This window comes from Georgenia satyanarayanai, assembly GCF_023715365.1.
GTDB classification, from domain to species: domain Bacteria; phylum Actinomycetota; class Actinomycetes; order Actinomycetales; family Actinomycetaceae; genus Oceanitalea; species Oceanitalea satyanarayanai_B.
Genome location: NZ_JAMBNZ010000012.1, coordinates 69,905 through 96,444, shown reverse-complemented (window position 1 = coordinate 96,444; position 26,540 = coordinate 69,905). Strand labels below are relative to the sequence as shown.

Sequence of the window (26,540 nt, the reverse complement as noted above, 5' to 3'; positions counted from 1 at the left end):
ACAGTGGCGGCATGGCAGTGAGCAGCACCGAGTCCCCCGCCCAGACCGCCCCCTCGGCGGAGCCGGCGGCGTCGCGCCCGGTGGCCCTGTCGCCCTCGCGTGCAAAGGACTTCATGCAGTGCCCGCTGCTCTTCCGCTTCCGGCTCGTCGACCGGCTGCCCGAGCCGCCGAGCCCGGCAGCGGTCAAGGGCACTCTCGTCCACAGCGTGCTCGAGCGGCTCTACGACCTGCCCGCCGCGCAGCGGGACCCGGCCGCCGGCGTCGAGCTCCTCGCCCCGGCGTGGGAGGAGCTGCGGGCCGAGCGGCCCGAGGTCGAGGAGATGTTCGGGACGCCGGAGGAGCTCCAGGCGTGGCTCGTCTCGGCCCGCGAGCTCGTCGAGCGGTACTTCCAGGTGGAGAACCCGCAGCGGCTGGAGCCGGCGGAGCGGGAGAAGCTCCTCGAGGTCGAGCTCGGCTCGGGCATCATGCTGCGCGGCTTCGTCGACCGGATGGACGTCGCCCCGAACGGGGCGGTGCGGGTGGTCGACTACAAGACCGGCCGCTCCCCGCGGCCGCAGTACGCCGCGGACGCCCTGTTCCAGATGCGCTTCTACGGCCTCATGCTGTGGCGCCTCACAGGGACCCCGCCGCGGCGCCTTCAGCTCGTCTACCTGGCCGACGGGCAGGTCCTCACGCTCGACCCCACCGAGAACGAGCTCCTCGCCACCGAGGACCAGGTCGAGTCGATCTGGGGTGCCATCACGCGCGCCGCGCAGACCGGTGACTTTCGCCCCCGCGTCTCGCGGCTGTGCGACTGGTGCAGCTTCCGGGACAGGTGCCCGTCCTTTGGCGGCACGCCCCCGGAGCCGCCGCAGGAAGGCATGGACCGCCTGCTCGCCGCCGTCGGGCGGACCGCGGCCGGGGCGACGGCCGTGCCGGCCGGGGTGGGAGCGGCGACGGCGTAGCGCCGGCGCCCCGAACCGGGCTCAGGTCTGCGGCAGGTCCATCGTCGCGGGGTCCCAGCCGGTGCGCTCACCGGCGTCCAGGGCGTCGATCGCGGCAAGCTGGTCCTCGTCGAGCTCGAAGCCGAAGAGGTCGATGTTCTGCTGGATCCGCTCGGGCGTCGCCGACTTGGGAATGACGATGCGCCCACGCTGGAGGTGCCAGCGCAGCACCACCTGGGCAGGTGTGACGCCGAGGTCCTTCGCCGTGCGCGTGACCTCCGGCTTGTCCAGCGCGGCTCCCCGGCCCAGCGGCGAGTAGGCCTCCACGGCGATGCCGGCCCGCTCGGACGCCTCCGTCACGGCGCGGTTCTGGAACCCGGGGTGCACCTCGACCTGGTTGACGGCGGGGAGCACGTCGGTCTCCGCACGCAGCCGCTCCAGGTGCTCGGGCAGGAAGTTGGAGACGCCGATCGCCCGGGCGGCGCCGTCGGCGTGGAGCTTCTCGAGGGCGCGCCAGGCCTCGACATAGCGGTCCTTGCTCGGCACCGGCCAGTGGATGAGGTAGAGGTCGACGACGTCGAGACCGAGTGAGCGGCGGGAGGCGTCGAAGGCGGCGAGGGTCTCTTCCGTGCCGTGGTCCTTGTTGCGGAGCTTCGTCGTGACGAAGACATCGTCACGCGGCAGCCCGGCCGCACGCAGCGCGGCACCCACGCCCTCCTCGTTGCGGTACGCGGCAGCCGTGTCGATGTGCCGGTAGCCGGCCTCGAGCGCGGTCTCGACCGCCCGCTGGGTCTCCTCGGCCGGCACCTGGAACACGCCGAAGCCGACCTGCGGAATCTTCACGCCGCCTGCGAGTGTGAGGACGGGAACGGTCATGTTGTTCTCCTGACTATCGGACGAGCGGCTCGCCGGCCGCGATGGTGCTGAGCTCGGCCATTGTCAGTCCCTCGAGCGTGCCGAGCATGCTCAGTCCCGGCTCGCGCGCGATCTCGACCATGAGCGGCACAGCGATGGTCGCTGCCCCGGACGCCAGCGCGGACGCGACGCCCGGCACGGAGTCCTCGACGGCCACGCAGTCACTGATGTCGACGTCGAGCATCTCCGCGGCCCGCAGGTAGGGCTCGGGGTGCGGCTTGCTGTGCGTGACCTCGTCCCCCGTGACAACGGCGGAGAAGGTGCCGGACGGCAGCGTCTCGATGACGGCCTCGGCCATCGACCGGTAGGACATCGTCACGAGCGCGCAGGGCACGCCCGCCTCGACCAGGGCCGTGAGGATCTCCCGGGCACCGGGCCGCCACGGCGGGCCGTCGGTCCGGATGTGCTCGGTGACGCGGCGGACGAGTTCGGCCGCGACCTCGTCGTCGGTGCCCGGCACGCCCAGCTCGCGGAGCTTCGCCGCGGTGTGGGTGATCGGCTTGCCGACCATGGCCAGCCCCTGCTCGTGCGTCCACGTGCCGCCGTGCTCGGCCGCCAGCGCGGTCTCGGTGGCGATCCAGTACGGCTCGGTGTCCACGAGGGTGCCGTCCATGTCCCACAGGACGGCGGCGGGCAGGGGCGCGGTGGCAGTCCCCGGGCGTGCGGACACGGGCGAGTTGGTGAGGGACAAGAAGTTCTCCATCGTCAGGACGTGGGACGGCGCGGCGTGCCCCACGGCGGGTCTGAAGCCAGGCTACCTGCCGCTCCGGCAACGCCCGGGGCCCACCGAGCTCGACGTACCCGCGAAGCGGATTCGTGACGTGCTGCGCGCCGGCTACGGGCTGTTGGCAGAGCGCGGCGAGAATCGCTGGCGGCTGAGTGACGACCAGGTCGCGCACGTCCGCCGGGCCTTCGGTCGCGACTGACTCGCCCGACGTACCGCCTCGTCGTCAGGCCCGCGGCGCAGCCACCGGCCCGGCCCGCCGCAGCGGGCGGGGACGCAGCCGACGCTCCCGCCCGCATAGGCTGAGCGGATGACCGAGCAGCCTGAGCCCAGCACGGCGCCCGAGAAGGACGCCGAGCGCACCCCTGCCATCCTCCTCGCCGCGTTCGAGGGGTGGAACGACGCCGGCTCCTCCGCGAGCCAGACGCTGCAGGTGGTCGCCGAGGCGTGGGGCGCGCGCGAGGTGCACGACCTCGACCCGCAGGACTTCCATGACTTCCAGGTCAACCGCCCGATGACCGTGCGTGACGAGGACGGCGTGCGTGTCCTCAAGTGGCCGACGACGACGATCTCCGTGGCCCGCACACCCGTGGCCGGCCGCACGGTGGTCCTCGTCCAGGGCATCGAGCCGTCCTTCCGCTGGCTCGACTTCTGTGAGGAGATCCTCGACATCGCCGAGGAGTGGGAGGTGGGCAGCGTCGTGAGCATCGGCGCCCTCCTCGCCGACGTCCCGCACACCCGGCCGGTCCCCTGCCAGGTCACGAGCGACGACCCCGGCGTCCAGGCCCTCCTCGGCGTTGAGAGCTCGGAGTACGAGGGGGCCGCCGGCATCGTCAGCGTCCTCGCCCAGCTCGCCCAGGAGCGCGGGATGCACGCGATGTCGCTGTGGGCCGCCGTGCCCCACTACGTCGCGCAGCCGCCCTCCCCCAAGGCCACGCTCGCGCTCCTCGGCTCGCTGGAGGAGCTCGTCGGTGAGCCGCTGCCGCTCGGCGACCTCGTCGAGGAGGCGCGCGCCTGGCAGGCGGGCGTCGACGAGCTGGCCGAGCAGGACCCGGAGGTGGCCGAGTACGTGCGTCAGCTCGAGGAGGCCAAGGACACCGCCGAGCTGCCCGAGGCGACCGGCGAGGCCATCGCTCGCGAGTTCGAGCGCTACCTGCGCCGCCGGGACAAGGGCGGGGGCACCCCTCCCCCGCCGCCCGTGCGCTGAGCCCGCGCCAGCTCGGCGTTGACCACGCCGCCGGCCAGCGTGACGATGCTGCTCAGCCACAGCCACACCACCCCGGCGAGCACGAGTCCGATCGCCTGCGCGGCGGCGGTCACGGCCGCGCCCTCGACGTTCTCGCCGCCCGGCGCGCCGGGTCCCGCGAGGCGTAGGTAGGCGCTGAAGCCCACCGACACGAGCACGAGACCGACCGTGCCGATGGCCGCGCCCGGCAGGCAGCGCCGCCACGTCGTCGTGATATTCGGGCCGTAGCGGTAGACGATGGTGAGGTACGTCGTCGTCACCACGGCCAGCGCCGGCCACCGCAGCACCGACCACGACACCTGAAAGAGGACGCCGAGGCCGAGCTGGTCGGCGATCTCCTGCCCGTCGCCCAGCAGCGGGCCGATGACGACGAGCGCGAGGATGACGAGCAGCGTGATGACGGCGCCCAGCGCGAGGGCGATGCCGAGCGCGTACTGGCCCACGAGGCCGCGCCGCTCGGGCACCCGGTAGGCGTCGTCCAGCGCCCGGATGGCGGCCCGGAACATGCGGCTGGCGAGCCACAGGGCCACGAGCACGCTCCCGACGGCGACGCCGGCACGCTCCTCGCCGAGCAGCCCCTCGATGAGCGGGGCGAGCACGTCGGAGGCGACCTGCTCGGCGAAGACGGTGGAGACGGCGTCGACGAGGGAGTCCTCGATCCGTGTCACGGCCTCGGCGCCCACGAGCCGCTCGAGGAAGCCGAGGCTCGCACCCAGCGCGGTGAGCAGCGGCACGAGGGAGATGAGCCCGTAGTACGTCATCTCGGCGGCGAGACCGGTCACCCGTACGTCGATCGCTCGCCTCCACGAGCCGACGACGACGGCGAGCAGGTTGGTCCCGCGCGGTCCGACGTGGTGCCGTTCGGCCCACGACTCGACGCGCTCGGCGACCGTGGGGCCCTCGGCCGAGCGTTCCCGCAGGGGCGTGAGCCAGCGCGCGTTGACGACCGCGCCGAGCGCGACGAGGGCCGCCGTGCCGGCCGCGGCCGGGAGGAGCACCCCCCACCCGCCACCGCCGGCGAGCAGCGGCAGGCCCGCCAGCGCCGCGCCGAGGAGGGCGAGGATCGTTGTCGACGCCGTACTCAGCCGTGCGCGGACCGCGTCCACCTGGCGCGCGAGCACCGCGCCGCCCAGCCCGACGAGGAGGACCGCGACGGGCAGCACGCGATCAGGGGGTGAGGGCCACGCCGAGGAGGGCGTCGACGGTCCGGGCGGCGAGCGCGGGGCCGCGGTCAGGGCCGGTGTGGGCGGCGCCGTCGTCGTACTCGGACGCCGCCACCCACGCGTCGACGGCGTGGAGGGCGCTGGGCGCGTCGAGGTCGTTGGCGAGGGCGGTGCGGACCTGTTCGAGCATGCCGGTGGCGTCGAAGCCGCGCTCGGCGCTCATCGCCCGGCGCCACAGGGCGAGGCGCTCGGTGGCGGTCTCGAGCTGGGCGGGGGTGTACTCCCAGTCCTCGCGGTAGTGGTGGGCGAGCATGACCAGGCGCACGGCCATCGGGTCGACGCCCGAGGCGACCAGCTGGGAGACGAGGACGAGGTTGCCCAGCGACTTGCTGATCTTGGCGCCGTCGTAGGCGACCATGCCGCCGTGCGCGTGGACGCCCACGGCGCTGTCGCGGCCGGTGAGCATGCGCAGGTGGGACTCGCTGCACGCGTGGTGCGGGAAGACGAGGTCGCTGCCGCCGGCCTGGACCTCGACAGGGACACCGAGGAACTCCCGGACGATGCTCGCGCACTCGATGTGCCAGCCGGGGCGCCCGGCGCCCAGGCTCCGGCCGTCCCACTGCGGCTCGCCCGGGCGGGCGGTGCGCCACAGCAGCGGGTCGAGGGGCTGACGCTTGCCGGCGCGGTCGGGGTCGCCGCCGCGCAGGGCGAAGAACTCGGCCATCTCGCTGGCGCCGAGGCCGCTCTCGGTGGCGAAGAGCGGGTCGGCGGCGGTGTCGGCGTAGACGTCACCCGCGCCGTGGCCCTGCGCGTCCGGCTCCTCCACGCGGTAGGCGGCGCCGCTCGCGAGCAGCTGCTCCACGGCGTCGACGACGAGCGGGATCGTCTCGACCGCGCCGACGTAGTAGGCCGGCGGCAGGACCCGCAGCGCCGTCATGTCGCCGCGGAAGAGCTCGGTCTGCTCGGCCGCGAGGTCAGGCCAGTCCACGCCGGTCGCTGCTGCCCGCTCGAGCAGCGGGTCGTCGACGTCCGTGACGTTCTGCACGTACCGGACCTCGCGGCCCGCGTCGCGCCAGGCACGAACGAGCAGGTCGAAGGCGAGGTAGGTGTTCGCATGACCAAGATGCGTCGAGTCGTAGGGGGTGATCCCGCAGACGTACAGGCTCGCGGGCCCCTCCGCCGCCGTCGCGACGAGCTGCCCGCTGCCGGAGTCGGTGAGGTGGACCTGGTGGCCACGTCCGGGGAGATCGGGAAGGTCAGGGGCGGGCCAGGAGTGCACAAGCGGCAGCCTATCCGTCAGGGCACGGCGGCCACGACTCGAGGTTGCGCCACGGGTCCCGGCCCGGGCGCCGGGACCCGCGGGCGGCGGCGCTGTCCCACGTGTTCATCGCCATCGCCGTGGTAGCCGCCGGCGGGGACGAGCAGGGCGCTGGGCATCTCGAAGGTCGCCTCGGAGCCGCGTCGAGAACCGTCACCGACCCCGGCGACGGCTACCGGGCAGCGGCGGCGGCGCCCAACGGGTCCAGGACGCCGGCGGCGATGCCTGCCACGACCAGCACCGCCAGGACGATCCGGTACACGACGAACGGCATGTAGGAGTACGTCGAGACGATCTTGAGGAAGGCGATGATGACGAGGAAGCCGACACCGAACGCGACGACGGTCGCGATGGCCGTCGCCGCAGCGCCCGGCGCGTTCGGGGTCGGGTCAGCACCGAGCAGCTGGTAGAAGCCCGAGCCGAAGACGGCGGGGATCGCCAGGAGGAAGGAGTACCGGGCCGCGGCCTCACGGGTGTAGCCGAGCACCAGCCCCATGGTGATCGTCCCGCCGGAGCGCGAGACCCCCGGCACCAGGGCGAGGGACTGCGCGAGGCCGAACAGCAGGCCGTCGCGGAGGGTGAGCTCGCGCAGCTCCTTGCGCTTGCGGCCCATCCTGTCGGCGATGCCGAGGAGGATCGCGAAGCCCGCGAGCATCGCCGCGGTGATGTACAGGTGGCGCAGCGAGGTCTCGATCTCGTCCTGGAAGAGCAGGCCGAAGACGACGATCGGCACCGAGCCGATGATGATGTACCAGCCCATCCGGGCGTCGGGGTCGCTGCGCGGCACCGTGCCGCGCCACGGGCCTACCGGCAGGGCCCCGAACCAGGCGCGGACGATCCGCCAGATGTCCTTGCGGAAGTAGATGAGCACCGCCGTCTCGGTACCGAGCTGGGTGATCGCCGTGAAGGCCGCCCCCGGGTCACCTCCACCGGGCAGCAGCTCCCCCACGATGCGCAGATGCGCACTGGAGGAGACCGGGAGGAACTCCGTGAGTCCCTGGACCACACCGAGCACGATTGCATCCCACCACGTCACAAGGGGACACCCTACGTGCCGCTGGCGCCGGTAGCGTGAGCGCCATGGAACTTCGCAGGGCCGGGCGCAGCGGGCTGCTCGTGTCGTCACTCGGGCTGGGCACGCTGACCTGGGGGCGGGACACCGACGAGCACGAGGCGGCCGAGCAGCTCTCGCTGTTCCTCGACGCCGGCGGCACGCTCATCGACACCGCCGCCTCCTACGGTGACGGCGCTGCCGAGGCCCTGCTCGGGAGCCTCCTCGCGGAGGTGGACCGCCGCGACGTCGTGCTGTGCTCCAAGGCGGGCGTGCGCCCCACCTCCCGCGGCAACCGCCTCGACGCCTCGCGCACCACGCTCCTCGACACCCTCGACGAGTCGCTCGCCGCGCTGGGCACCGACCACCTCGACCTGTGGCTGGTCCAGTCCCACGACCCCGACGTCCCCGTCGAGGAGACGCTCTCGGCGCTGCGGCACGCCGTCGCGACCGGGCGCACGCGGTACGCCGGCCTGTCCAACCACCCGGCGTGGTACCTCGGTTACGCCGCGGCGAGCCTGGGTTCGGACGCGACCGGACTGGCCGCCGTCGAGGTCGAGTACTCGCTCCTCGAACGCGGCGTCGAGCACGAGGTGCTCCCGGGCGCGGAGGCGCTCGGCGCGGGGGTGCTCGCGTGGTCGCCGCTGGGCCGCGGCGTGCTCACGGGCAAGTACCGCAGCACGATCCCGGCGGACTCGCGCGCGGCGTCGCCGCACCTGCGCGGCTTCGTCGAGCCCTACCTCACCGATCGCTCGCGCGGCATCGTCGAGGCCGTCGCGACGGCGGCCGACGGGCTGGGGCGTACGCCGCTGGAGGTCGCCCTCGCCTGGGTGCGCGACGCGCCGGGGGTAAGCTCGGCGATCGTCGGGGCGCGGACCGCCACGCAGCTGCGCGGGGTGCTCGCCGGCACCGACCTCGAGCTGCCCGGCGCGATCCGCCGGGCGCTCGACGACGTCAGTGCCGAGTGAGGGCTACTCCTCCTCGGCCTCGTCGAGGCTGAAGTTCTCGAGGTCGTCGTCCTCGTCGAGGTCGTCGTCGTCGTCGCCGTAGGCCTCCAGGGGGATCTCGACCTGGTAGGCGGTGTACAGGGCGTCGTCGTAGGTGAAGAACGCGTCCTCCACCGTGGCGGCGGCGTCCTCGATGGCGGGGGACTCGGGGTCCTGCGCACTGCTGGCGAGCTCGAAGTGCGCTTCGAGCGCGGCGATGAAGCGATCCAGAGCGGCGCGCGGGTCGATTGACATGGGATGACCGTATCGCGCCTGGTAGGAATGGGCACAGCCCGCCCGGGCAGCGGTGACGATGGGAGACAATGGGTTACGACATGGTCTGGTACACCCCTGAAACTTCGCCCCGTCCCGATGTCCGCAGCGCCTCCCAGTACGAGTTCCGCGTGCTGTCGCTGCCGCCGACGGCCAGCCGCTCGCAGGTGCGACAGCTCCTCACCGAGGAGGCCGAGTACGGCCGCTGGGAGCTGGCCCGCACCCGCCTCTACATCGGCGGCAGCCGCAAGGTGTGGCTGCGCCGCAAGATCATCAAGGTGCGCAGCACCCTGTAGCCCACGTCAGGCGGTGCGCAGCAGCCGCTCGAGGACGCGCACGCCGAAGCGCAGGGCGTCCACCGGCACGCGTTCGTCCACCCCGTGGAACATGCCGGCGAAGTCGAGCTCGGGCGGGAGCTGGAGCGGCGCGAAGCCGTAGCCGGTGATGCCCAGGCGCGCGAGGGACTTGTTGTCGGTGCCGCCGGAGAGCATGTAGGGCAGGACGACGGCGCCCGGGTCCTCGGCGTCGATGGCCGCGACCATGTGGTCGACGAGCTCGCCCTCGAAGGGCACCTCGAGCGCGCGGTCGCCGTGGATCGGCTCGATGCGCACACCCGGTCCGGCGAGCTCGGTGAGCGTCGCACGCACCGCCTCCTCCTCCCCGGGCAGGAAGCGGACGTCAACGGCCGCCTCCGCGCTGCCGGGGATGACGTTCGCCTTGTACCCGGCGTTCAGCTGGGTGGGGTTCGCGCCAGTACGCAGCGTGGCGCCCACGAACTTCTGCGCCGGGCCGAGCGCCCGCACCAGGCGGTCGATGCCCTCGGGGTCCTCGGGGTCGAAGGTGGTGCCGGTGAGGTCGGCGACGCCGCTGAGCAGCTGGCGCACCGTGCCGGTGAGGTGCAGGGGCCAGGAGTGCGCGCCGATCCGGGCGACAGCGCCGGCGAGCCGGGTGACGGCGTTGTCGGTGTTGACCTGGGAGCCGTGGCCGGCGGTGCCCTCGGCGATCAGCTTGAGCCAGGCGATGCCCTTCTCCGCGGTCTGGAGGAGGTAGACGCGGCGGCCGTCGATCTCCACCGAGTAGCCGCCCACCTCGCTGACCGCCTCGGTGGCTCCCTCGAAGAGCTCGGGGCGGTTGTCGACGAGCCAGCGGGCCCCCTTGGCGCCGCCGGCCTCCTCGTCGGCGAACAGGGCGACGACGACATCGCGCCGGGGCCGCCAGCCGGTGCGGGCCATGTCCCGGACGACCGCGAGGATCATCGCGTCCATGTCCTTCATGTCGACGGCGCCGCGGCCCCAGATCATGCCGTCGCGCACCTCGGCCCCGAAGGGGTCGACCTGCCAGTCCTCGGCCTGTGCGGGGACGACGTCGGTGTGGCCGTGGAGCACGAGCGCGGGCAGGGAGGGGTCGGTGCCCTCGATGCGCAGCACCACCGAGGCGCGGCCGGGCTCGGACTCGATGAGCTCGGGCTCCCAGCCGACCTCGGTGAGGAGCTCGGCGACGTACTCAGCGGCCTTTCGCTCCCCCGGGCCCGACCCGTCGCCGTAGTTCGACGTGTCGATCCGGATGAGCTTCCGACAGATCTCGACGACCTCGTCAGTGGGAGCAGTCATGCCCCGACCCTAACGCGACCCTCCGGAGCCCCCGCGCCGACAGCTGGATCCCGCGCGGGCGTCCCGTTGCAGGCGTCCCCTCGCGGGCGCCTCGGTCAGGTGGTGAGGCCGCGACGTTCGAGCAGAGGCTGGATGTCGGCGTCGCGGCCGCGGAGCTCGCGGTAGAAGCTCAGCGGGTCGGCGCTGTGGCCACGCGAGAGGAGCACCTCGCGAAAGCGCTGGCCGGCGGCGCGACCGGGCAGGCCGCCGTCGCCGGTAGGCGCGTCCGTCTCGAACCACCGCACGGTGTCGGCGTCGAGGACCTCGCTCCAGATGTAGGAGTAGTAGCCCGCGTCGTAGCCGCCGCCGAAGGTGTGGTTGAAGTACGTCGAGCGGTAGCGCGGCGGCACGAGCCGCACCGACGCGCCGACGCGCTCCAGCGCCCAGGTGGAGAAGTCCTCGACCTCAGCGGGGTCGGTGGGCACCTCGTCGGGGCCCACCTGGTGCCAGGCCTGGTCGAGGAGCGCGGCGCCGAGGTACTCGGTGGTCGCAAAGCCCTCGCCGTACTGGGCGGAGGCGAGCAGCGCGTCGAGCAGCTCGGTGGGCATGGGCTCGCCGGTCTCGTGGTGGCGGGCGTAGCGGGCCAACACCTCCGGGTCGCGCGCCCACATCTCGTTGACCTGGGAGGGGTACTCGACGAAGTCGCGCGGCACGTTGGCGCCGGACAGGGAGGGGTGGTGGACGTCGGAGAAGAGGCCGTGCAGGGCGTGGCCGAACTCGTGGAACGCAGTGATGACCTCGTCCCAGGTGAGCAGCGTGGGCTCCCCCGGCGCCGGGCGGGTGATGTTGAGGTTGTTCACGACGACGGGCCGCTGGCCGAGCAGGTGGGACTGGTCGACGAGGTTGTGCATCCACGCCCCGCCGCGCTTGCCCTCGCGGGCGTAGTAGTCACCGACGAACAGGCCCAGCGGGCGGCCGTCCTCCTCGGTCACCTCCCACACGCGCACGCCGTCGGCGTAGCCGGCCAGCTCGGGCCGCTCGGTGAGCGTGATGCCGAAGAGCCGGTGGGCGGCGTGGAAGACGCCGTCGCGCAGGACGCGCTCGAGCTCGAGATAGGGGCGCAGGACGGAGTCGTCGATGCTGAAGCGCTCCTGGCGCACCGTCTCGGCGAGGAAGGACCAGTCCCAGGGCTCGACCGGCCCGCCGCCCGCCGTCGCCAGCTCCTCGGCCTCGGCCGCGGCGTTGGCGACGGCGGGCGGTGCCAGGCGCGCGAGCATCTCGTTGACGGCGGCGGTGGTGCCGGCCGTGCCGTCCTCGGCGACGTAGGCGGCATGGTGCTCGTAGCCGAGCAGCCGGGCGCGCTCCGCGCGCAGACGGGCGATCTCGAGCAGCGTGGCGCGGGTGTCGCTGGCCTCGTCCGCGCCGGTGCCGCGCTGCACGGAGGCGGTGAAGAGCTCCTCGCGCAGGGCGCGGTCCTCGGCCTGGGCGAGCAGGGCCTGCTGGGTGGGCAGCTGGAGGGTGATGAGGTGGCCCTCGCGGCCGCGGTCGGCGGCGGCCTGGGCGAGGCCGGCGACGGTGCCCTCGTCCAGCCCGGCGAGGCGGGTGGCGTCGGTGACGTGGACGGCGCCCGCGTCCATCGCCTTGACCACGCGCTGGGAGAACTCGGTCTCCAGGGTGGTGAGGCGGGAGTTGAGCTCACGCAGCCGGGTCTGGCTCGCGTCATCGAGCTGGACACCGGCGCGGATGAAGTCCTTGCGGTAGGTACGGAGCAGCCACGCGGTCTCGGCGTCGAGGTCCTGCGCGGTGAGCGCCTCGAGCCGGTCGAAGATCCGGCGGTCGAGGTAGAGGGCGTCCCAGTGCGCCGACTGGAGCGGGGCGAGCTCGGCCTCGAGCTCGCGCAGCTCGTCGTTCGCGCAGGAGGAGACGAGGGTGCTCAGGACGGGGCTCACTCGGCGCAGGAGGGTGCCGGACAGCTCGAGCGCCTCGACGGTGTTGGCGACGTCGGGCTCGGCCGGGTCGGTGGCGATGGCCTCCCACTCGGCCCGCTGCTCCGCGAGGCCGGCGAGCATGGCGGGGCGCAGGTGCTCGTGGCGCACGGCGGCGAAGTCGGGGAGCTCGAAGGGCAGGTCCGAGGGGCTCGCGAAGGGGTTGTCCGCGGCGAGGGTGGTGTCGGTCATGGAGCCATTGTCTCCCTGCCCGCAGGCGGCGGGGCCTGCAGGAGGAAGTCGCAGCGAGCGGCACCGCTCGCCAGGGTGCCGGTTCTGGTGAGACGCACTGCGCGGCATCTGCTCGAGGACCACCTGGTCGCCGTAGCAGAAGACTCCCGTCAGCTCGGGGGCGCCGTAGTGGCGCAGCACCCGGAGGTAGAAGCAGGTGGTGACGTCGAACCGCAGGCCGGCGTCGTCGTCCTGGCCCCAACCGATGGTGAACCCTGCCGGTGGGAACGCGCGCGGCACCAGCCACCTCGTCACGCGGCGCAGCCGCCCGAAGGGCACGCCCACCCGGTCGAGGACACGGACGACCCGCAGCACCGGCAGCAGCTGCGCCGCCATGAGGTCGCGCACCACTCCCCTGGCCACCGCCGCGTCACCGTGCTCACGGGTGAGCACCCGGTAGGCCGCCAGGTCGGGAACGATGGCCTGTTGGACGTGGAAGCGCAGCGCCCGGCTCTCCTCGCCCCACGGTGGACGCCGCGCGACGAGCACCGAGTACTCGGCGTCGACCGCCCGGGCGACCTCCCGGCCGCGCACGCCGTACCGGCCGACGAGTGCGCGGCGCCACCAGCGGCGTCGCGGCACATGAACCGGTGAGGGCACCCGGGGCTCCCCTCGCCGACGGGACGCCGGCCGCGGGACGGTGCGGCCGCCTGCGCCCAGGCTACGCCTCGGGCATGCCCCCCGGCCGGCTCGCCGCCCACCGCGCGAGGACGCCGCCAACGTCCGGGGGCCGGTAGCCGGGCGCCTTGAGGACCTTGCCGTCCTCCCGCAGCAGCGGGCGGCCGTCCTCGCCGAGCTTGGACAGGTTGGCCGCGTGCACCTCGGCGAGCACGTCGGGCAGCGGGACGGCACACTCCTGCGCCATGCCGTAGAGGACGTAGACGAGGTCGGCCAGGGCGTCGGCGGCCGCCACGGTGTCGCGGGAGCCGTCGTCGGCGGCGACGGCGCGGGTGAAGGCCACCTCCATCTCGCGTCCCGCCGCGGCGCCGTAGACGGCGGTGACGAGCTCGGCGAGCTCCTCGGCGACGAGCGCCATGCGCAGGTGGACGCGGTCGCGGTCGACCGAGGGCGCGTCGTCGGCGACCGGGACGCCGAGGTGCTCGTGGAACTGGCGCACGAGTGCCTCCGGGTCACGCGGGTCCGCGGGCACGACGCCCCCCACCGGCCCGTCCCACGGGTGGGCGGGCTTGCGCGGGTCCTCGCGCAGGAGCGTGCCGATCCACTGGTCGACGCGGCGCTCGCCGTGCGTGCCCATCCCCCGCACCTGGCCCTCGCGGCGGAAGCCGTGGCGCCACACCACCTTCCAGGACGGCCAGTTGCCGACGTCGGCCCGCCACTCCACCCGCTCCATCCCGAGCCGGCCGAAGGCCGCGTCGAGGACGAGCGCGACGGCGCGGTCCATTAGGCCCCGGCCGCGGCCCTCCGGGGCCAGCCAGTAGCCGATCTCCCCCGACCCGTCGGCCCGCGAGACGCCGACCATCCCCACCAGCCGCCCGCCGTGGCGCAGCGCCCAGGTGTGGTTGTCCCCGCGCGCCCACCCGTCGATGACGAAACGCTCGACGAAGCCCACCGCGTGCTCGCGGCGGTAGGGCGAGGGCACGGTGGTCCAGCGCTGGACCTCCGGGTCCTGACAGGCCTCGGTGATGCGGTCGACGTCCGCGAGGGTAGGCGCCTCGAGCGTGAGCTCGCCGTCGTGCAGGGTGAAGGGCTCCATGACCGCGCAGGTTACGCGACCGCGTGTCGGTGCCCGGCCGTACCTTGCTGCCATGGGCAGACACCACAGCATCGACTACGTCGAGATCCCGGTCCACGACCTCACGGTTGCCAAGCGGTTCTACGCCGCCGCGTTCGGCTGGGACTTCACCGACTACGGCCCCACGTACAGCGGCATCCGCGGTGAGGGTGAGCGCGAGACGGGCGGCCTCGTCCTGTCCGACGACGTCCGGCCGGGCGGCCCGCTCGTCATCCTCTACAGCGACGACCTCGAGGCGAGCGTCGCGGCGGTCGAGGCCGCCGGCGGACGGGTCGTCGCGCCGCCGTACGACTTCCCGGGCGGGCGCCGCTTCGAGCTCGAGGACCCGAGCGGTCACCGCCTCGCGGTGTGGACGCCCACCACCTGAGCCCTGAGCGGCCGGCACCGGATGCGACCCGGCCCCACGGGCCGAAGGATGGGGGCATGGACATCGACACCGAGGCAATGAAGGACTTCCCCAAGCAGAGCCAGCCCTGGCCGGGGTGGACGAACCGTCTCGACCCCGTGCCCGACCACGGCGAGACGAGCTACGTCGGCCGCGGGCGGCTCGAGGGCAAGCGTGCCCTCATTACCGGCGGTGACTCCGGCATCGGGCGCGCCACCGCGATTGCCTTCGCCAAGGAGGGCGCCGACGTCGCGATCTCCTACCTCGAGCAGGAGCAGGAGGACGCGGAGGAGACGAAGAAGCACGTCGAGGCCGCCGGCCGCCGCTGCGTGCTCGTCCCCACCGACCAGCGCACCGAGGAGGCGAACATCGCCCTCGCGCGCGCGGCGGTCGAGGGACTCGGCGGGATCGACGTCCTCGTCAACAACGCGGGCTACCAGATGGCCCAGGACTCCCTCGCTGACATCAGCGACGAGCAGCTGCGCCAGACCTTCGAGACGAACATCTTTGCGATCTTCTGGCTGACCAAGGCCCTGCTCGACGACCTTCAGCCGGGCGCCAGCATCATCAACTGCACCTCGATCCAGGCCTTCCAGCCCTCCGAGACGCTCCTCGACTACGCCTCGACGAAGGCCGCGATCAACAACCTCACCGTCAACCTCGCCGCCGAGCTGGGGCCCAAGGGCATCCGGGTCAACGCCGTCGCCCCGGGCCCGATCTGGACCCCGCTCCAGCCGGCCACCAAGCCTGCGGAGTCGATGCCGGAGTTCGGCAAGAACGCCCCGCTCGGCCGCGCCGGCCACCCGATCGAGGTCGCCACGGCCTTCGTCTTCCTCGCCACCGACGACGCGAGCTACGTCTCTGGCACCGTCCTCGGCGTCACGGGCGGCAAGCCCGTCTTCTGACATGACCCGCACCGCGAGGACGACGACGGCGGGACTGCTCGCCGTCGTCGTCCTTGCGGCGTGCGGGGGCGGGGAGGAGGCCAAGGAGCAGGCCACCGCCCCGCCACTGACGACGACGACGCCGACGCCTGAGCCGACGACGACGGAGCCCGCTCCCCGGGAGCCGGAGGTGCTCGCCACCGGGCTCGACGTGCCCTGGGGCATCGCGTTCCTGCCCGACGGCACCGCGCTGCTCACCGAACGGGACACCGCGCGGGTCCTCGAGCTGGCCGCCGGGGAGGAGCCGCGCGAGCTGGCGACCGTGCCCGGGGTGGCCGCGGAGAACGAGACGGGACTGCTGGGGATCGCCGTCTCGCCGGAGTTTACCGACAACGGCCACGTCTTCGTCTACCTCACCACCGAGACCGACAACCGGGTGCTGCGGATGGTGCACGACGGCGAGCGGCTCGAGCCCGACGTCGTCGTCCTCGAGGGGATCCCGCGCGAGACGTACCACTCGGGCGGGCGGATCGAGTTCGGGCCGGACGGCTACCTCTACGTCGCCACCGGGGACGCCGCGGTCCCCTCGACGTCCCAGGACCCGCGCTCGCTGGGCGGGAAGATCCTGCGGGTGGACGAGGATGGTGAGTCGGCACCCGGCAACCCGGACCCGGGCTCGCCGGTGTGGTCCCTGGGGCACCGCAACGTCCAGGGCATGGGCTGGGACGCCGAGGGACGGATGTACGCCTCGGAGTTCGGGCAGGACACCTGGGACGAGCTCAACGAGATCGAGGCGGGCGCCAACTACGGCTGGCCGGAGGTCGAGGGGACCTCAGGCGCCGCGGACTATGTCGACCCGCTCGTCACGTGGCCCCCGGCCGACGCCTCCCCCAGCGGCCTCGCCGTCACCGAGGACGCGGTGTACGTCGCTGCACTGCGTGGGGAGTCGCTGTGGCGGGTGCCGCTCAAGGCCGACGGCGCCGCGAGCGAGCCGCAGCGCCTCCTCGAGGGTGAGTACGGGCGGCTGCGCACGGTGACTGTCGCGCCGGACGGGCGGCTGTGGCTCCTCACGTCCAACACCTTCCGCGGGGAGCCCGTAGCGGAGGACGACCGCGTCGTCGCTGTCGACGAGGAGTGGCTCGCGTCCCAGCGGTGACTATGGTGGCGCGGTGGACCGGCACCTGGCGCAGGCGCGCAGCGACCTCGAACGTCTCGTCGCGAGGGGCGCGGCGGGTGAGCTGGGACAGCCCCAGGAGGTCCACCGCGTCGACGCCGTCGCCCTCGCCGAGTACCGGCCGGCGGCCGTGCTGCTCCTGTTCACCCCGACCCTCGCGCGGCCCGACGTCTTCCCCGGGCTCGACCTCTACCTCGTCCAGCGCTCCCCGCTGCTGCGCCATCACCCCGGGCAGATCGCGCTGCCCGGTGGGCGCGCCGACGACGGCGACACCGGCCCGGCCGCCACCGCGCTGCGGGAGACCCACGAGGAGATCGGCCTCGCGCCCGAACGTGTCGAGGTCATCGGCACGCTGCCGCAGGCGGCGGTGCCGATCAGCCGCTTCCTCGTCACGCCGGTGGTCGGGTGGTCGGCCGACCCGGGTGGGCTCGAGGACGTCGAGGTGGGCGAGGTACTCCACACGCTGCGGCTGCCGGTCAGCGACCTCCTCGACCCCGCCGGGCGCTCCACGGTGACGATCCACGGCCACGGCAGCGCGGGCTTCGCGGTGCAGGGCGGGTGGGTGTGGGGCTTCACCGGCAACCTCCTCGACGGCGTCTTCGACGAGCTCGGCTGGACGCGCCCGTGGGACCGCTCGCGCGAGTACGCGATGTCGGTGGCCGAGGCGCGCGGCGACACGCTCCCGCCGGCGACACCGGAGGGCTGAGCTCAGCGCACGAAGCGCGGGCCGGCGGCCGGGTCGGCTCGGACGGCGAGGGCGTCGGCGATGCGCGTGGCCGACGACGGCGCGAGCGGCTGCGGCAGCGCGGCGAGCGGGAACCAGCCCACCTCGAGGGACTCGTCGTCGGCGACGTGCGCGTCCCCGGACACGTACTCGCAGAGGAAGGCGAGGGAGAGGTACTGGGCCTGGTCCCCGTTGGGGTAGGTGACGACGTCGCCGCTGTCGACCGAGGCGAGCGCGAGGACGCGGGCGACGACCCCCGTCTCCTCGAGCACCTCGCGCACGGCGGCGCGGGCGGGCTGCTCACCCGGGTCGAGGATGCCGCTGACCGCGGCCCACATACCGTTGTCGGCGCGCCGGCCGAGAAGCACCCGATCCCCGTCCAGGACGACGGCGGTCACGCCCGAGAGCCACAGCGGCGCGTTGCCGACGTGGGCACGCAGGGCGGTGACGAACTCCGGGACGGGCACCAGGCCAGTGTGCCAGCCCTCAGAACAGCGCCGCCTGCATGACGGCGTCCGGGGCCTGGGCCGGCGCCACCTGCTCGCGCGGTTGGGTGCGCAGCCCGGTTCCGCGGGCCAGGCCGTGGCGGCGCAGCAGCGGCGCGACCCGCTCGGCGAGCCACGTGCGGTACGCGTCCGGGGCGTAGGCCCCGCGCCCGTACAGGCGCTGGTACTCGGGCACGAGCGCGGGCCGGTGCGTCTGCAGCCACCGGAGGTACCAGTCCTTGACGCCCGGGCGCAGGTGGGCGGCCATGACCGAGGCGGAGGTGGCACCGGCCTCGGCGACGGCGGCGAGGAGCGCGTCGAGGTGCTCGCGTAAGTCGGTGACCCAGGGCAGGACGGGGGCGACCATGACGTGGCAGTCCAGCCCCGTCTCGCGGATCGCGCGCACGAGGTCCAGGCGCGCCCGCGGGCTCGGTGTGCCCGGCTCAAGGAGCTGCTGGAGCTCGGCGTCGAGGACGGCGAGGGAGATACCGAGCGACACGGGCACGTGCGCGGCGGCCTCCCCCAGCAGCGGCAGGTCCCGGCGTAGGAGGGTGCCCTTGGTGAGGACCGACAGCGGCGTGCCGGACTCGACGAGTGCGCCGATGATGCCGGGCATGAGCCGGTAGCGGCCCTCGGCGCGCTGGTAGGGGTCGGTGTTCGTGCCCAGTGCCACCTGCTCGCGCTCCCAGGAGGGCTTGGCCAGCTCACGGGCGAGCACCTCGGGGGCGTTGACCTTGACGACGATCTGGCTGTCGAAGTCCGCACCGGCGTCCATGTCGAGGTAGGTGTGGGTGGAGCGGGCGTAGCAGTACACGCAGGCGTGGCTGCAGCCGCGGAACGGGTTGACCGTCCACCGGAAGGGCATCCGAGAGGCCGCCGGCACGCGGTTGAGGACCGAGCGCGCCGTCACCTCGTGGAAGACGATCCCCGCAAACTCCGGGGTGCGGACGGTCCGGACCAGCCCGGCCATCGTCCGCAGACCGGGCAGCGCGGCCTCGTCCTTCGCGCCGACCAGCTGCCCGTCCCACCGCATGCCTCTAGTCGAACACGCGTACGAGCCGACGTCAACACCTCTAGGCAATGGTTTGATGACTTGATAGAGTCGTCAAGTCATACTCCGCCTCGACCTGGAGAACCCGTGCCCGACCGCGCCATCGACACCCCCGTCTACGTCATGAAGGCGGAGCTCTTCAAGGCACTCGGCCACCCGGTCCGGATCCGCGCCCTCGAGCTGCTGCGGGACGGCGACCGTCCGGTCAGCACCCTGCTCACGGAGATCGACATCGAGGCCTCCCACCTCTCGCAGCACCTGGCGGTCCTGCGCCGTGCCGGGGTCGTGGCCAAGTCCCGGCAGGGCAACACCGTCACCTACACGCTCGTCGACGACTCGCTCGCGACCATGCTCGACGCCGCGCGCACCTTCCTCCTCGGCTCGCACGGCCGGACCACCGAGGCGCTCGGCCGGAACGGGCAGGCACGATGAGCGGCCCCACTCCCCTCGCCGCGCGCGCGACCTGGCGCTCGGCCCTCCGCCACGTCGCCTCCCTCACGCTCCCCCGCCGCTCGGACTACACGGGTCTGTCGCGCTCCTGGCGCGGCGACCTCGTCGCCGGCGTGACGGTGGGCGTCGTCGCGCTCCCGCTGGCGCTGGGCTTCGGCGTCGCGTCCGGCGTCGGCCCGGCGGCCGGGCTCATCACCGCCATCGTCGCCGGCTTCGTCGCCGCCGTCCTCGGCGGCTCGCACCTGCAGGTCTCCGGACCGACCGGCGCGATGACCGTCGTCCTCATCCCCGTGGTGGCGCGCTACGGGACCGAGGCGGTCTTCGCGCTGTCGATCCTCGCCGGCGTCCTGGTCATCATCATGGGGCTCGTGGGGATGGGGCGCCTCGTCTCCGTCATCCCATGGCCGGTGGTCGAGGGCTTCACCCTCGGCATCGGCGTCATCATCTTCCTCCAGCAGGTCCCCCTCGCCCTGGACACCGCGCGGCCGGAGGTGGAGAACGCGACGGCGGCGGCCGTGGAGACCCTGCGCGTCACCGACTGGGGGCGCGCCGTGGCTCCACTGACGGTGACCATCGGCGTCGTCGTCCTCATGGTCCTGCTCAGCCGGCTGCGACGGTCGCTGCCCGCCTCGCTCATCGCCGTCGCCGTCGCCACCGTCGTCGTCGAGCTTGTCTCCCTCGACGTCGAGCGGATCGGCGCGCTGCCCGACGCGCTGCCCTCCTTCCAGGTGCCCGCCTGGGACTCCTCCGCGCTGGCGGCCATGCTGCCGTCGGCCATGGCGATCGCAGCCCTCGCGGCGCTGGAGAGCCTGCTGTCGGCGCGGGTGGCGGACGGGATGGTCGAGACCGTGCCCGACACCGACGCCAACCGTGAGCTCGTCGGCCAGGGCATGGCGAACGTCGCCAGCGGCCTCCTCGGCGGCATGCCGGCGACCGGCGCAATCGCCCGTACCGCCGTCAACGTCCGTGCCGGTGCGCGCACCCGTGTGGCCAGCGCGAGCCACGCCGTCGTGCTCGTCCTCATCGTCCTCGCCCTCACGCCGGTGGTCGCGCTCATCCCGATGTCCGCGTTGGCCGGTGTCCTCATCGTCACGGCCTTCCGGATGATCGACCTGCGCACGGGCCGCGCGATCCTGCGCGCCACCCGGGCCGACGCCGTCGTCTACCTCTCGACCGTCGTCGTGACGATCGTCTTCGACCTCATCGTCGCGGTCCAGGTCGGCGTCGCGGTCGCCGCGCTGCTGGCACTGCGGGCGATGGCACGCGCCTCGGGCCTCACCCGGCGCGACCTCCCGCCGGAGCTCGCCCCCGAGGAGGAGGACGCTCTCCTCGACGAGCACGTCGCCGTCTACCACTTCCGCGGTGCACTCTTCTTCGGTGGCACGAAGCGCTTCCTCGACGAGATGACGGCGGTCAAGGACGTGCGCGTCGTCGTCCTCGCGCTGCGCGAGGTGCGCGTCATGGACGCCTCCGGCGCCCATGCGCTCGGCGAGATCATCACCGACCTGCGCCGCCGCGGGATCACCGTGCTCCTCAAGGGCCTGGACGCGCAGCAGCTGCGGATGTCGGCCGCCGTCGGCGTCCTCGACGCGCTCGGGGACGAGGGCCACTACTTCGACGACCTGCCGGCGGCCGTCGCCCACGCGCGCAACCACGTGCGCTTCGAGGTGCGCGGCGGCGCCGTGCTCGAGTGCGGCACGGGCACCGCCGCGCCGGCTCGCTAGCCGCGGGGCAGCTTCTCCACGATCTCACCGAGCTCGCGGCGCGGGCCGGTGAAGAAGGGGACCTCCTCGCGGACGTGGCGGCGGGCCTCGGTGGCGCGCAGGTCACGCATGAGGTCGACGATGCGGCCGAGGTCGTCCGCCTCGAAGCCGAGCAGCCACTCGTAGTCACCAAGGGCGAAGGCGGCGATCGTGTTGGCGCGGACGTCGCCGTAGTCGCGGGCCGCCAGGCCGTGGTCGCGGAGCATGGTGCTGCGCTCCTCCGGGGGCAGCAGGTACCACTCGTAGCTGCGGACGAAGGGATAGACGCAGAGGAAGCCCCTGGGTGCCTCGCCCATGATGAAGGAGGGCAGGTGGCCGCGGTTGAACTCCGCGGGGCGGTGGGTGCCCACCTGGGACCACACCGGCTCCAGGGCCCCGCCGAGGTTGCTGGCGAGGAGCCGGTGGTAGGCCTCCTGCACGGCCTCGACGTCCTCGGCCCACCACCACACCATGAGGTCGGCGTCGGCCCGGAACCCGGCGACGTCGTACCAGCCGCGCACGGTGAGGCCGGGGACGTCCGCCAGGTCCGCGAGGACGTCACGGACGAGGCCGGCGCGCACGTCGTCCTCCTCGGGCAGCGGCTGGATCGCCCGGAAGACGGAGTACATGGCGTAGGCGGACTGGGGCTGGGCGGGGCTCACGGGTTGTTCCTCCTGGTGGCGCTGGGACGGGGTCAGTCGGCGGGGCCGGCGAGGACCGGGACGCCGGTGACCTCGCCGTGGCGCATCCGGCAGCTGCCGGGAGGGGCGACGTCGGGGAAGGCCGGCAGCTGCCCGCGCACGGTCACCTGCGGCTCCTCGCCCCCCTCGCGGGCGGCGCGTTCGAGGACGAGGTCGACGAGCCCGGAGACGAAGACCGGCGCGGTCCCGGCGGTGGCGGCGCGGGCGGCGGCCATGCCGAGCTCGCGGGCCGTCTCCATCGCCTCGGTGTCCAGGTCCCAGGCCACCTCCATGTGGTCGGAGATGAAGCCGATGGGCGCGATGACGAGGCGGGTGACGCCGTCCTCGGCGAGCTGGGCGAGGTGGTCGTTGACGTCCGGCTCGAGCCACGGTGTACGCGGGTCGCCCGAGCGTGAGCAGTACGAGAGTGAGGAGGTGACGGTCAGGCCGCGCTCGCGCAGGGTGGCGTCGATGGCTGCCCGAACGTCCTCGTGCTGCTCGCGGTAGCCGGGGCCGGTGGCGGCCGAGGCGTCCTGCATGGTGTCGGGGATCGAGTGGGTGACGTAGGCGACGTGGACGCCGTCGCCGGCGGGCAGCTGCTCGACTGCGGCGAGGACGGCGTCGGTGTTGGCGTCGACGAAGCCCGCGTCGTTGAAGAAGGGCCGCAGGACGTCGATCTCGAGGCCCTCGGCGTCGATGCCGAGCTCGCTCACGGCCGCCGCGAGGTGCTCGCGGTACTGGCGGCTGCCGGAGTAGGAGGCGTAGGCGCTCGTGACCAGGACGAGGATGCGGCGGGCGCCGAAGGCGACGGCGTCACGGAGGGTGTCGACGGTGTAGGGGTGCCAGTTGCGGTTGCCCCACAGGACCGGGAGGTCGACGCCGCGCTCGCGCAGCTCGGCCGCGAGGGCGGCGCGCAGGGCGAGGTTCTGCTCGTTGATCGGGCTCTTGCCGTCGAAGGCGAAGTAGTGCTCACCGACCTCCGCGAGCCGCTCGTCGGGGATCCCCTTGCCGCGCACGACGTTGCGCAGGAAGGGCACGACGTCCTCCGTCTTGTTCGGCCCACCGAAGGAGCACAGGAGCAGGGCGTCGTAGGGCGCGGCGGGGTGGGACATGGTGACGGGCTCCTCGGGACGGCGTCGCAAACGGGCTCACCGTAACATCAGATGAAGTGCCTCCCGCCGCTGTCGGCCACGTCACGTGACCGACGGCTCATCCGAGCGTCACGCCTGCCGATATGCGTCGACATGCGACTCTCCCGCCGGCTCCCCACCCGACCCCAGCCGACCGGGTCGGGCGCACGCGACCCGGCCACCGAGCTCGAGGAGGCGCGCGCGAACGTCGCCGCCGTCACCGCCGTCGTCCGCGGCCTCGCCGGCGCCAGGACCTCCGAGGAGGCGGTCCGGTCCGCGCTCGGAGTTGTCCGCGAGCAGTTCGGCTGGGCCTACGGCTCCTACTGGCGAGTGTCCGACGGCGCGCTGCGCTTCGTCCAGGAGTGCGGGACCGCCGGTGAGGAGTTCCGCCGGGTGACGATGGCCGCCTCCTTCGCCGAGGGCGTGGGCCTGTCCGGGCGGGCGTGGCGACGGCGGGACCTGGTCTTCGTCCCGGACCTGGGCGAGCTCACGGACTGCGTGCGGGCCCCCGCCGCCCAGCGCGCCGGGGTGCGCAGCGGGGTGTGCTTCCCGCTCATGGAGGACGGCCGGGTCACCGGCACCATGGACTTCTTCAGCCAGGACACACTGGCCCCCTCCGATCAGCGGCTCGACACGCTCCGCAGCATCGGGGTGCTCGTCTCGCAGACCATCGCGCGGATCGCCGCGGGCGAGCGACAGGCGGAGGCTGGCGAGGACGTAGCCGCGGTCAACCGGGTGCTGCGCGACATCGCCACGGCCACCGACGAGCAGCAGGCCATGGGCCGCGCCCTCGACACGATCCGCGACGGCTTCGGCTGGGCCTACGGCTCGTTCTGGCGGGTGGACCCCGAGGCCGCCGCGCTGCGCTTCGTCCAGGAGTCCGGCGATGCCGGTGAGGAGTTCCGGCAGGTGACCCTCACCGCCTCCTTCCAGGAGGGCGTGGGCCTGTCCGGGCGCGCATGGCGGGCCCGGGACCTCGTCTTCGTCCCCGACCTCGCCGACGTCACCGACTGCGTCCGCGCCCCCGCTGCCCGCCGCGCCGGCGTGCGGTCGGGCGTCTGCCTGCCGGTGCTCGTCCAGGCCGAGGTCGTCGGCGCCATGGACTTCTTCGCGACCACGACCCTCACCCTTACCGAGGGACGCCGCGACGCGCTGCGCAACACCGCCTTCCTCCTCGGCCAGGCCATGGAGCGTTTCGTCGCCGCGGACCGGCTCCGGTCGGCCGGGAGCGAGCTCGTCGACTCCATCGCCGAGGTCGAGCGCAACGTCGTCGCCGCCACGACCGTGGCGACCGAGGGCCAGCGGCTCGCCCAGGAGGCCAACGGCGAGGTCGCCGGCCTCGGCCGCTCGAGCGCCGAGATCGGCAACGTCGTCCAGGTCATCCAGCAGATCGCCGCCCAGACCAACCTCCTCGCCCTCAACGCCACCATCGAGGCCGCCCGCGCCGGCGAGGCCGGCCGGGGCTTCGCCGTCGTCGCCGGGGAGGTCAAGGAGCTGGCCAACGAGACGGCGCGGGCCACCACCGAGGTCGACGTCAAGGTCAACAGCATCCAGGACCAGGTGGCACGGGTCGTGGCGGCGCTGGGGCAGATCAACGACGTCGTCGGGCAGATCAACGAGACCCAGCGCGCCATCGGTGGGGTGCTCACCGAACAGGCGGAGGTGACACGGGCGATCCTCGACTGAGGCGTACGCCACGACTAGCCGCCTCGTCAGATGAACCGCTTGATCTGATGAAGTCCGATGTGGTCGGGTAAGGGAGTCCGCCCTGCCCGACCGCCCGAAGGTGCCCGATGACCCAGCTGGCCTCACCGCCGTCCCCAGCGACGGCGCCGGCGGCCGGCCCCTCCCCCGCACCACGCCTGCAGGCCCCGCGCCGCGCCGCGTGGCTGGCGGCCGGCGCGGTGCTCGCCCTCGTCCTCGCCGCGCTGCTCAGCGTGGGCCTGGGGACGTTGCGGCTGGACGCGTTCGAGGCGGTGCGCGCCGTCGTCGCCCCCGACGGCGGCCAGGTGAGCACGGTCGTGTGGTCGATCCGGCTGCCGCGGATCGTCGTCGCGATGCTCGTCGGCGGGGCGCTGGCGGGGGTGGGCGTGGTCATGCAGGCCGTCTTCCGCAACCCGCTCGCCGACCCCGGCGTCACGGGGGTGTCCTCCGGGGCGGCGGTGGGCGCGGTCGCGGGCATCACGCTGGGCCTGGGCGGCTCGCTCCAGTGGGGCGTGCCGGTCGCGGCCTTCGCCGGGAGCCTCGCGGTGGCGCTCGTCCTCCAGGCGGTGCTGCAGGCGAACCGCGGTGCGAGCACCTACACGCTCATCCTCGTCGGGGTCTCGATCAACGCCTTCGCCGGCGCGATCATCTCCGTCCTCGTCGCCAACGCCCATGACGACGCCCTCGCGCGCGGCGCCGTGTTCTGGCTCGCCGGCGACCTCGAGCTGCGCACGTGGACACACGCGGCGATGGCGGCCGGGCCGGTCCTCGTCGGCCTGGCCGTCCTGCGCACCCGGGTGCGGGCGCTGGACGCGCTGCTCCTCGGCGACGACGTCGCGGCCACCTCAGGCTACGACGTCCACCGCACGCGGCTCGTCCTCCTCCTCGTCGCCTCCCTCGTCACCGGAGCGGCCGTCGCGGTCTCCGGGGTCATCAGCTTCGTCGGGCTCGTCGTGCCGCACGCGGTGCGCCTCGTCATCGGCGCCAAGCACGCGCTGCTCCTGCCCATCTCGGTGGTGTGCGGGGCGCTGTTCCTCCTGCTCGCCGACACGCTTGCGCGCGCGGCCTCGGTCTCGGTCGTCGTCCAGACCGGCGCCGTGTGCGCCGTCGTCGGTGCGCCGGTGTTCCTCGCCCTCCTCCTGTCGCGGCGGCGCGCATGAGCGACCTCGTCCTCGACCAGCTCGTCGCGCACCGCGGCCGGCCGCTCTTCGCGCCGGTCGACGCGGTCGTCACGCCGGGCACGCTGCTCGGGCTCGTCGGCCCCAACGGGGCGGGCAAGTCCAGCCTGCTCTCCGCCGTCGTCGGCAACGGGGTGCGCTCGACCGGCGCCGTCCGCTACGGCGACGCGGACCTGCACCGCATGCGTCCGCGCCGGCTGGCGCAGGTGCTCTCGTACATGACCCAGGACAGCTACGCGCCCAACGAGCTGCGCGTGCGCGACGTCGTCGCGGTCGGGGCGCTGGCCACGCCCGAGACCGGCTCGGTGGAGCAGCGCGCGTTCGAGGCGCTGGAGCGGCTCGGGGTGGGCGACCTCGCTGACCGCAGCTACGCGCACCTGTCCGGCGGGGAGCGGCAGCTGGTCCAGGTGGCGCGCGTCGTCGCGCAGGCCGCGCCGGTCATGCTGCTCGACGAACCGACCTCCGCCCTGGACCTCGGGCACCAGCTCACCGTCATGCACGTGCTGCGCGAGCATGCGAACGCCGGGCACGTCGTCGTCGTCACCATGCACGACCTCACCCAGGCGCTGCGCTGGGCCGATCGCGTCGCCGTCGTCGCCGACGGCGCGGTGGTCCACGGCCCGCCGCACGAGGTCATCACCGCCGAGCTCGTCCGCCGCGTCTACGGCGTCACGGTCGAGGTCTTCAGCTCACCGGCCGGCTCCCCCACCCTCAGCCTCGTGCGGCCGTCCTGCCCGACGGCCGCCACCTACACCCGTCACCGCCCCGTCGCGGTCCGTCACTGAGAGGACGCCCG

General features: G+C 73.5%; 27 protein-coding genes. 14 read left to right on the top strand and 13 right to left on the bottom strand.

All coding sequences use genetic code 11. The features are described 5' to 3' along the window. Positions 1 to 11 precede the first annotated feature (11 nt). Complete coding sequence (locus M3148_RS14040) at positions 12 to 944, top strand: RecB family exonuclease (RefSeq protein WP_251305329.1); 933 nt, start codon at positions 12 to 14, stop codon at positions 942 to 944. A 21-nt stretch (positions 945 to 965) separates the two neighbouring features. On the opposite strand, the gene M3148_RS14035 is transcribed toward M3148_RS14040, so the two are convergent. Then, on the bottom strand, positions 966 to 1,799 hold the full coding sequence (locus M3148_RS14035) for an aldo/keto reductase (RefSeq protein ID WP_251305328.1): 834 nt from the start codon (positions 1,797 to 1,799) through the stop codon (positions 966 to 968). A 13-nt stretch (positions 1,800 to 1,812) separates the two neighbouring features. Further along, positions 1,813 to 2,508, bottom strand: coding sequence for an HAD family hydrolase (locus tag M3148_RS14030; RefSeq protein ID WP_251305327.1), 696 nt, complete (start codon positions 2,506 to 2,508; stop codon positions 1,813 to 1,815). Between the two features lie 10 nt (positions 2,509 to 2,518). Between M3148_RS14030 and M3148_RS14025 the strand changes: the two genes are divergently transcribed. Both M3148_RS14025 and M3148_RS14020 read left to right on the top strand, forming a co-directional pair. Beyond that, positions 2,519 to 2,764, top strand: coding sequence for a hypothetical protein (locus tag M3148_RS14025; RefSeq protein ID WP_251305326.1), 246 nt, complete (start codon positions 2,519 to 2,521; stop codon positions 2,762 to 2,764). Between the two features lie 108 nt (positions 2,765 to 2,872). Beyond that, a complete protein-coding gene (locus tag M3148_RS14020; protein WP_251305325.1) occupies positions 2,873 to 3,769 on the top strand; it encodes a PAC2 family protein in 897 nt (298 codons plus the stop codon). Here M3148_RS14020 and M3148_RS14015 read toward each other — a convergent pair. The 3 genes from M3148_RS14015 to M3148_RS14005 all read right to left on the bottom strand — a co-directional run bounded on the left by M3148_RS14015 (position 3,712) and on the right by M3148_RS14005 (position 7,325). After that, complete coding sequence (locus M3148_RS14015; protein WP_251305324.1) at positions 3,712 to 4,971, bottom strand: YihY/virulence factor BrkB family protein; 1,260 nt, start codon at positions 4,969 to 4,971, stop codon at positions 3,712 to 3,714. The two genes, M3148_RS14020 and M3148_RS14015, sit on opposite strands and share 58 nt — an antisense overlap. A 4-nt stretch (positions 4,972 to 4,975) precedes the next feature. After that, positions 4,976 to 6,250, bottom strand: a complete 1,275-nt coding sequence (gene mshC / locus M3148_RS14010; protein WP_251305323.1) for a cysteine--1-D-myo-inosityl 2-amino-2-deoxy-alpha-D-glucopyranoside ligase — start codon at positions 6,248 to 6,250, stop codon at positions 4,976 to 4,978. Between the two features lie 211 nt (positions 6,251 to 6,461). Continuing rightward, the gene (locus M3148_RS14005; RefSeq protein WP_251305322.1) at positions 6,462 to 7,325 is read right to left on the bottom strand and encodes an undecaprenyl-diphosphate phosphatase; all 864 of its coding nucleotides are present in this window, start codon (positions 7,323 to 7,325) and stop codon (positions 6,462 to 6,464) included. 44 nt (positions 7,326 to 7,369) lie between these two features. On the opposite strand from M3148_RS14005, the gene M3148_RS14000 reads away from it, so the two are divergent. Continuing rightward, on the top strand, positions 7,370 to 8,308 hold the full coding sequence (locus M3148_RS14000) for an aldo/keto reductase (protein WP_251305321.1): 939 nt from the start codon (positions 7,370 to 7,372) through the stop codon (positions 8,306 to 8,308). Between the two features lie 3 nt (positions 8,309 to 8,311). Here M3148_RS14000 and M3148_RS13995 read toward each other — a convergent pair whose 3' ends face one another. Next, positions 8,312 to 8,581: a DNA primase gene (locus M3148_RS13995; RefSeq protein WP_251305320.1), complete on the bottom strand. Its 270-nt coding sequence runs from the start codon at positions 8,579 to 8,581 to the stop codon at positions 8,312 to 8,314. A gap of 80 nt (positions 8,582 to 8,661) precedes the next feature. Between M3148_RS13995 and M3148_RS13990 the strand changes: the two genes are divergently transcribed. After that, positions 8,662 to 8,895, top strand: a complete 234-nt coding sequence (locus M3148_RS13990; RefSeq protein WP_251305346.1) for a DUF5703 family protein — start codon at positions 8,662 to 8,664, stop codon at positions 8,893 to 8,895. A gap of 6 nt (positions 8,896 to 8,901) precedes the next feature. Here M3148_RS13990 and M3148_RS13985 read toward each other — a convergent pair whose 3' ends face one another. From M3148_RS13985 to M3148_RS18180, 3 genes are all read right to left on the bottom strand, one after another. Then, a complete protein-coding gene (locus M3148_RS13985) occupies positions 8,902 to 10,209 on the bottom strand; it encodes a M20/M25/M40 family metallo-hydrolase (RefSeq protein WP_251305319.1) in 1,308 nt (435 codons plus the stop codon). A 95-nt stretch (positions 10,210 to 10,304) separates the two neighbouring features. Continuing rightward, the gene (locus tag M3148_RS13980) at positions 10,305 to 12,365 is read right to left on the bottom strand and encodes a M3 family metallopeptidase (protein WP_251305345.1); all 2,061 of its coding nucleotides are present in this window, start codon (positions 12,363 to 12,365) and stop codon (positions 10,305 to 10,307) included. Between the two features lie 700 nt (positions 12,366 to 13,065). Then, positions 13,066 to 14,118 (bottom strand): GNAT family N-acetyltransferase, encoded by a 1,053-nt coding sequence (locus M3148_RS18180; protein WP_306469986.1) that lies wholly within the window; start codon positions 14,116 to 14,118, stop codon positions 13,066 to 13,068. A 52-nt stretch (positions 14,119 to 14,170) separates the two neighbouring features. On the opposite strand from M3148_RS18180, the gene M3148_RS13965 reads away from it, so the two are divergent. Genes M3148_RS13965 through M3148_RS13950 form a run of 4 tightly spaced genes read left to right on the top strand, consistent with a single transcriptional unit; the run spans position 14,171 to position 17,306 of the window. After that, complete coding sequence (locus M3148_RS13965) at positions 14,171 to 14,524, top strand: VOC family protein (protein WP_251305318.1); 354 nt, start codon at positions 14,171 to 14,173, stop codon at positions 14,522 to 14,524. A 56-nt stretch (positions 14,525 to 14,580) separates the two neighbouring features. Continuing rightward, on the top strand, positions 14,581 to 15,447 hold the full coding sequence (locus M3148_RS13960) for an SDR family oxidoreductase (protein WP_251305317.1): 867 nt from the start codon (positions 14,581 to 14,583) through the stop codon (positions 15,445 to 15,447). A 1-nt stretch (position 15,448) separates the two neighbouring features. After that, positions 15,449 to 16,582 carry a PQQ-dependent sugar dehydrogenase gene (locus tag M3148_RS13955; protein ID WP_251305316.1) on the top strand — a complete coding sequence of 378 codons (1,134 nt, stop codon included), beginning with the start codon at positions 15,449 to 15,451 and terminating at the stop codon, positions 16,580 to 16,582. 13 nt (positions 16,583 to 16,595) lie between these two features. Next, positions 16,596 to 17,306: an NUDIX hydrolase gene (locus M3148_RS13950; RefSeq protein ID WP_251305315.1), complete on the top strand. Its 711-nt coding sequence runs from the start codon at positions 16,596 to 16,598 to the stop codon at positions 17,304 to 17,306. Between the two features lie 2 nt (positions 17,307 to 17,308). Here the strand turns inward: M3148_RS13950 and M3148_RS13945 are convergent, their stop codons facing one another. Further along, positions 17,309 to 17,791: an NUDIX hydrolase gene (locus tag M3148_RS13945; protein ID WP_251305314.1), complete on the bottom strand. Its 483-nt coding sequence runs from the start codon at positions 17,789 to 17,791 to the stop codon at positions 17,309 to 17,311. A 19-nt stretch (positions 17,792 to 17,810) separates the two neighbouring features. Further along, a complete protein-coding gene (locus M3148_RS13940) occupies positions 17,811 to 18,842 on the bottom strand; it encodes an Rv2578c family radical SAM protein (RefSeq protein WP_251305313.1) in 1,032 nt (343 codons plus the stop codon). 105 nt (positions 18,843 to 18,947) lie between these two features. Here M3148_RS13940 and M3148_RS13935 point away from each other — a divergent pair, with 105 nt between their 5' ends. Then, positions 18,948 to 19,292 carry an ArsR/SmtB family transcription factor gene (locus M3148_RS13935; RefSeq protein ID WP_251305312.1) on the top strand — a complete coding sequence of 115 codons (345 nt, stop codon included), beginning with the start codon at positions 18,948 to 18,950 and terminating at the stop codon, positions 19,290 to 19,292. Beyond that, complete coding sequence (locus M3148_RS13930; RefSeq protein ID WP_251305311.1) at positions 19,289 to 21,034, top strand: SulP family inorganic anion transporter; 1,746 nt, start codon at positions 19,289 to 19,291, stop codon at positions 21,032 to 21,034. The genes M3148_RS13935 and M3148_RS13930 overlap by 4 nt, the downstream gene beginning before the upstream one ends. Here the strand turns inward: M3148_RS13930 and hemQ are convergent. Next, positions 21,031 to 21,681: a hydrogen peroxide-dependent heme synthase gene (gene hemQ, locus M3148_RS13925; RefSeq protein WP_251305343.1), complete on the bottom strand. Its 651-nt coding sequence runs from the start codon at positions 21,679 to 21,681 to the stop codon at positions 21,031 to 21,033. The two genes, M3148_RS13930 and hemQ, sit on opposite strands and share 4 nt — an antisense overlap. Before the next feature lie 65 nt (positions 21,682 to 21,746). Further along, complete coding sequence (locus M3148_RS13920; RefSeq protein WP_251305310.1) at positions 21,747 to 22,844, bottom strand: ferrochelatase; 1,098 nt, start codon at positions 22,842 to 22,844, stop codon at positions 21,747 to 21,749. 132 nt (positions 22,845 to 22,976) lie between these two features. On the opposite strand from M3148_RS13920, the gene M3148_RS18010 reads away from it, so the two are divergent. From M3148_RS18010 to M3148_RS13900, 3 genes are all read left to right on the top strand, one after another. Next, a complete protein-coding gene (locus M3148_RS18010; RefSeq protein ID WP_285884726.1) occupies positions 22,977 to 24,548 on the top strand; it encodes a GAF domain-containing protein in 1,572 nt (523 codons plus the stop codon). Positions 24,549 to 24,655: 107 nt separating this feature from the next. Next, the gene (locus M3148_RS13905) at positions 24,656 to 25,726 is read left to right on the top strand and encodes a FecCD family ABC transporter permease (protein WP_251305309.1); all 1,071 of its coding nucleotides are present in this window, start codon (positions 24,656 to 24,658) and stop codon (positions 25,724 to 25,726) included. Beyond that, the gene (locus M3148_RS13900; RefSeq protein ID WP_251305308.1) at positions 25,723 to 26,529 is read left to right on the top strand and encodes an ABC transporter ATP-binding protein; all 807 of its coding nucleotides are present in this window, start codon (positions 25,723 to 25,725) and stop codon (positions 26,527 to 26,529) included. Before M3148_RS13905 ends, M3148_RS13900 begins: the two co-directional genes overlap by 4 nt. Positions 26,530 to 26,540 lie beyond the last annotated feature (11 nt).

Excerpts from the sequence above, each read along its gene's own strand:
- M3148_RS14040 (WP_251305329.1), top strand. The coding sequence starts at position 12 with ATGGCAGTGAGCAGCACCGAGTCCCCCGCCCAGACCGCCCCCTCGGCG.
- M3148_RS14035 (WP_251305328.1), bottom strand. The coding sequence starts at position 1,799 with ATGACCGTTCCCGTCCTCACACTCGCAGGCGGCGTGAAGATTCCGCAG.
- M3148_RS14020 (WP_251305325.1), top strand. The coding sequence starts at position 2,873 with ATGACCGAGCAGCCTGAGCCCAGCACGGCGCCCGAGAAGGACGCCGAG.
- M3148_RS14000 (WP_251305321.1), top strand. The coding sequence starts at position 7,370 with ATGGAACTTCGCAGGGCCGGGCGCAGCGGGCTGCTCGTGTCGTCACTC.
- M3148_RS13995 (WP_251305320.1), bottom strand. The coding sequence starts at position 8,581 with ATGTCAATCGACCCGCGCGCCGCTCTGGATCGCTTCATCGCCGCGCTC.
- M3148_RS13990 (WP_251305346.1), top strand. The coding sequence starts at position 8,662 with ATGGTCTGGTACACCCCTGAAACTTCGCCCCGTCCCGATGTCCGCAGC.
- M3148_RS13985 (WP_251305319.1), bottom strand. The coding sequence starts at position 10,209 with ATGACTGCTCCCACTGACGAGGTCGTCGAGATCTGTCGGAAGCTCATC.
- M3148_RS13980 (WP_251305345.1), bottom strand. The coding sequence starts at position 12,365 with ATGACCGACACCACCCTCGCCGCGGACAACCCCTTCGCGAGCCCCTCG.
- M3148_RS18180 (WP_306469986.1), bottom strand. The coding sequence starts at position 14,118 with ATGGAGCCCTTCACCCTGCACGACGGCGAGCTCACGCTCGAGGCGCCT.
- M3148_RS13965 (WP_251305318.1), top strand. The coding sequence starts at position 14,171 with ATGGGCAGACACCACAGCATCGACTACGTCGAGATCCCGGTCCACGAC.
- M3148_RS13960 (WP_251305317.1), top strand. The coding sequence starts at position 14,581 with ATGGACATCGACACCGAGGCAATGAAGGACTTCCCCAAGCAGAGCCAG.
- M3148_RS13955 (WP_251305316.1), top strand. The coding sequence starts at position 15,449 with ATGACCCGCACCGCGAGGACGACGACGGCGGGACTGCTCGCCGTCGTC.
- M3148_RS13940 (WP_251305313.1), bottom strand. The coding sequence starts at position 18,842 with ATGCGGTGGGACGGGCAGCTGGTCGGCGCGAAGGACGAGGCCGCGCTG.
- M3148_RS13930 (WP_251305311.1), top strand. The coding sequence starts at position 19,289 with ATGAGCGGCCCCACTCCCCTCGCCGCGCGCGCGACCTGGCGCTCGGCC.
- hemQ (WP_251305343.1), bottom strand. The coding sequence starts at position 21,681 with ATGTACTCCGTCTTCCGGGCGATCCAGCCGCTGCCCGAGGAGGACGAC.
- M3148_RS13920 (WP_251305310.1), bottom strand. The coding sequence starts at position 22,844 with ATGTCCCACCCCGCCGCGCCCTACGACGCCCTGCTCCTGTGCTCCTTC.
- M3148_RS18010 (WP_285884726.1), top strand. The coding sequence starts at position 22,977 with ATGCGACTCTCCCGCCGGCTCCCCACCCGACCCCAGCCGACCGGGTCG.
- M3148_RS13905 (WP_251305309.1), top strand. The coding sequence starts at position 24,656 with ATGACCCAGCTGGCCTCACCGCCGTCCCCAGCGACGGCGCCGGCGGCC.
- M3148_RS13900 (WP_251305308.1), top strand. The coding sequence starts at position 25,723 with ATGAGCGACCTCGTCCTCGACCAGCTCGTCGCGCACCGCGGCCGGCCG.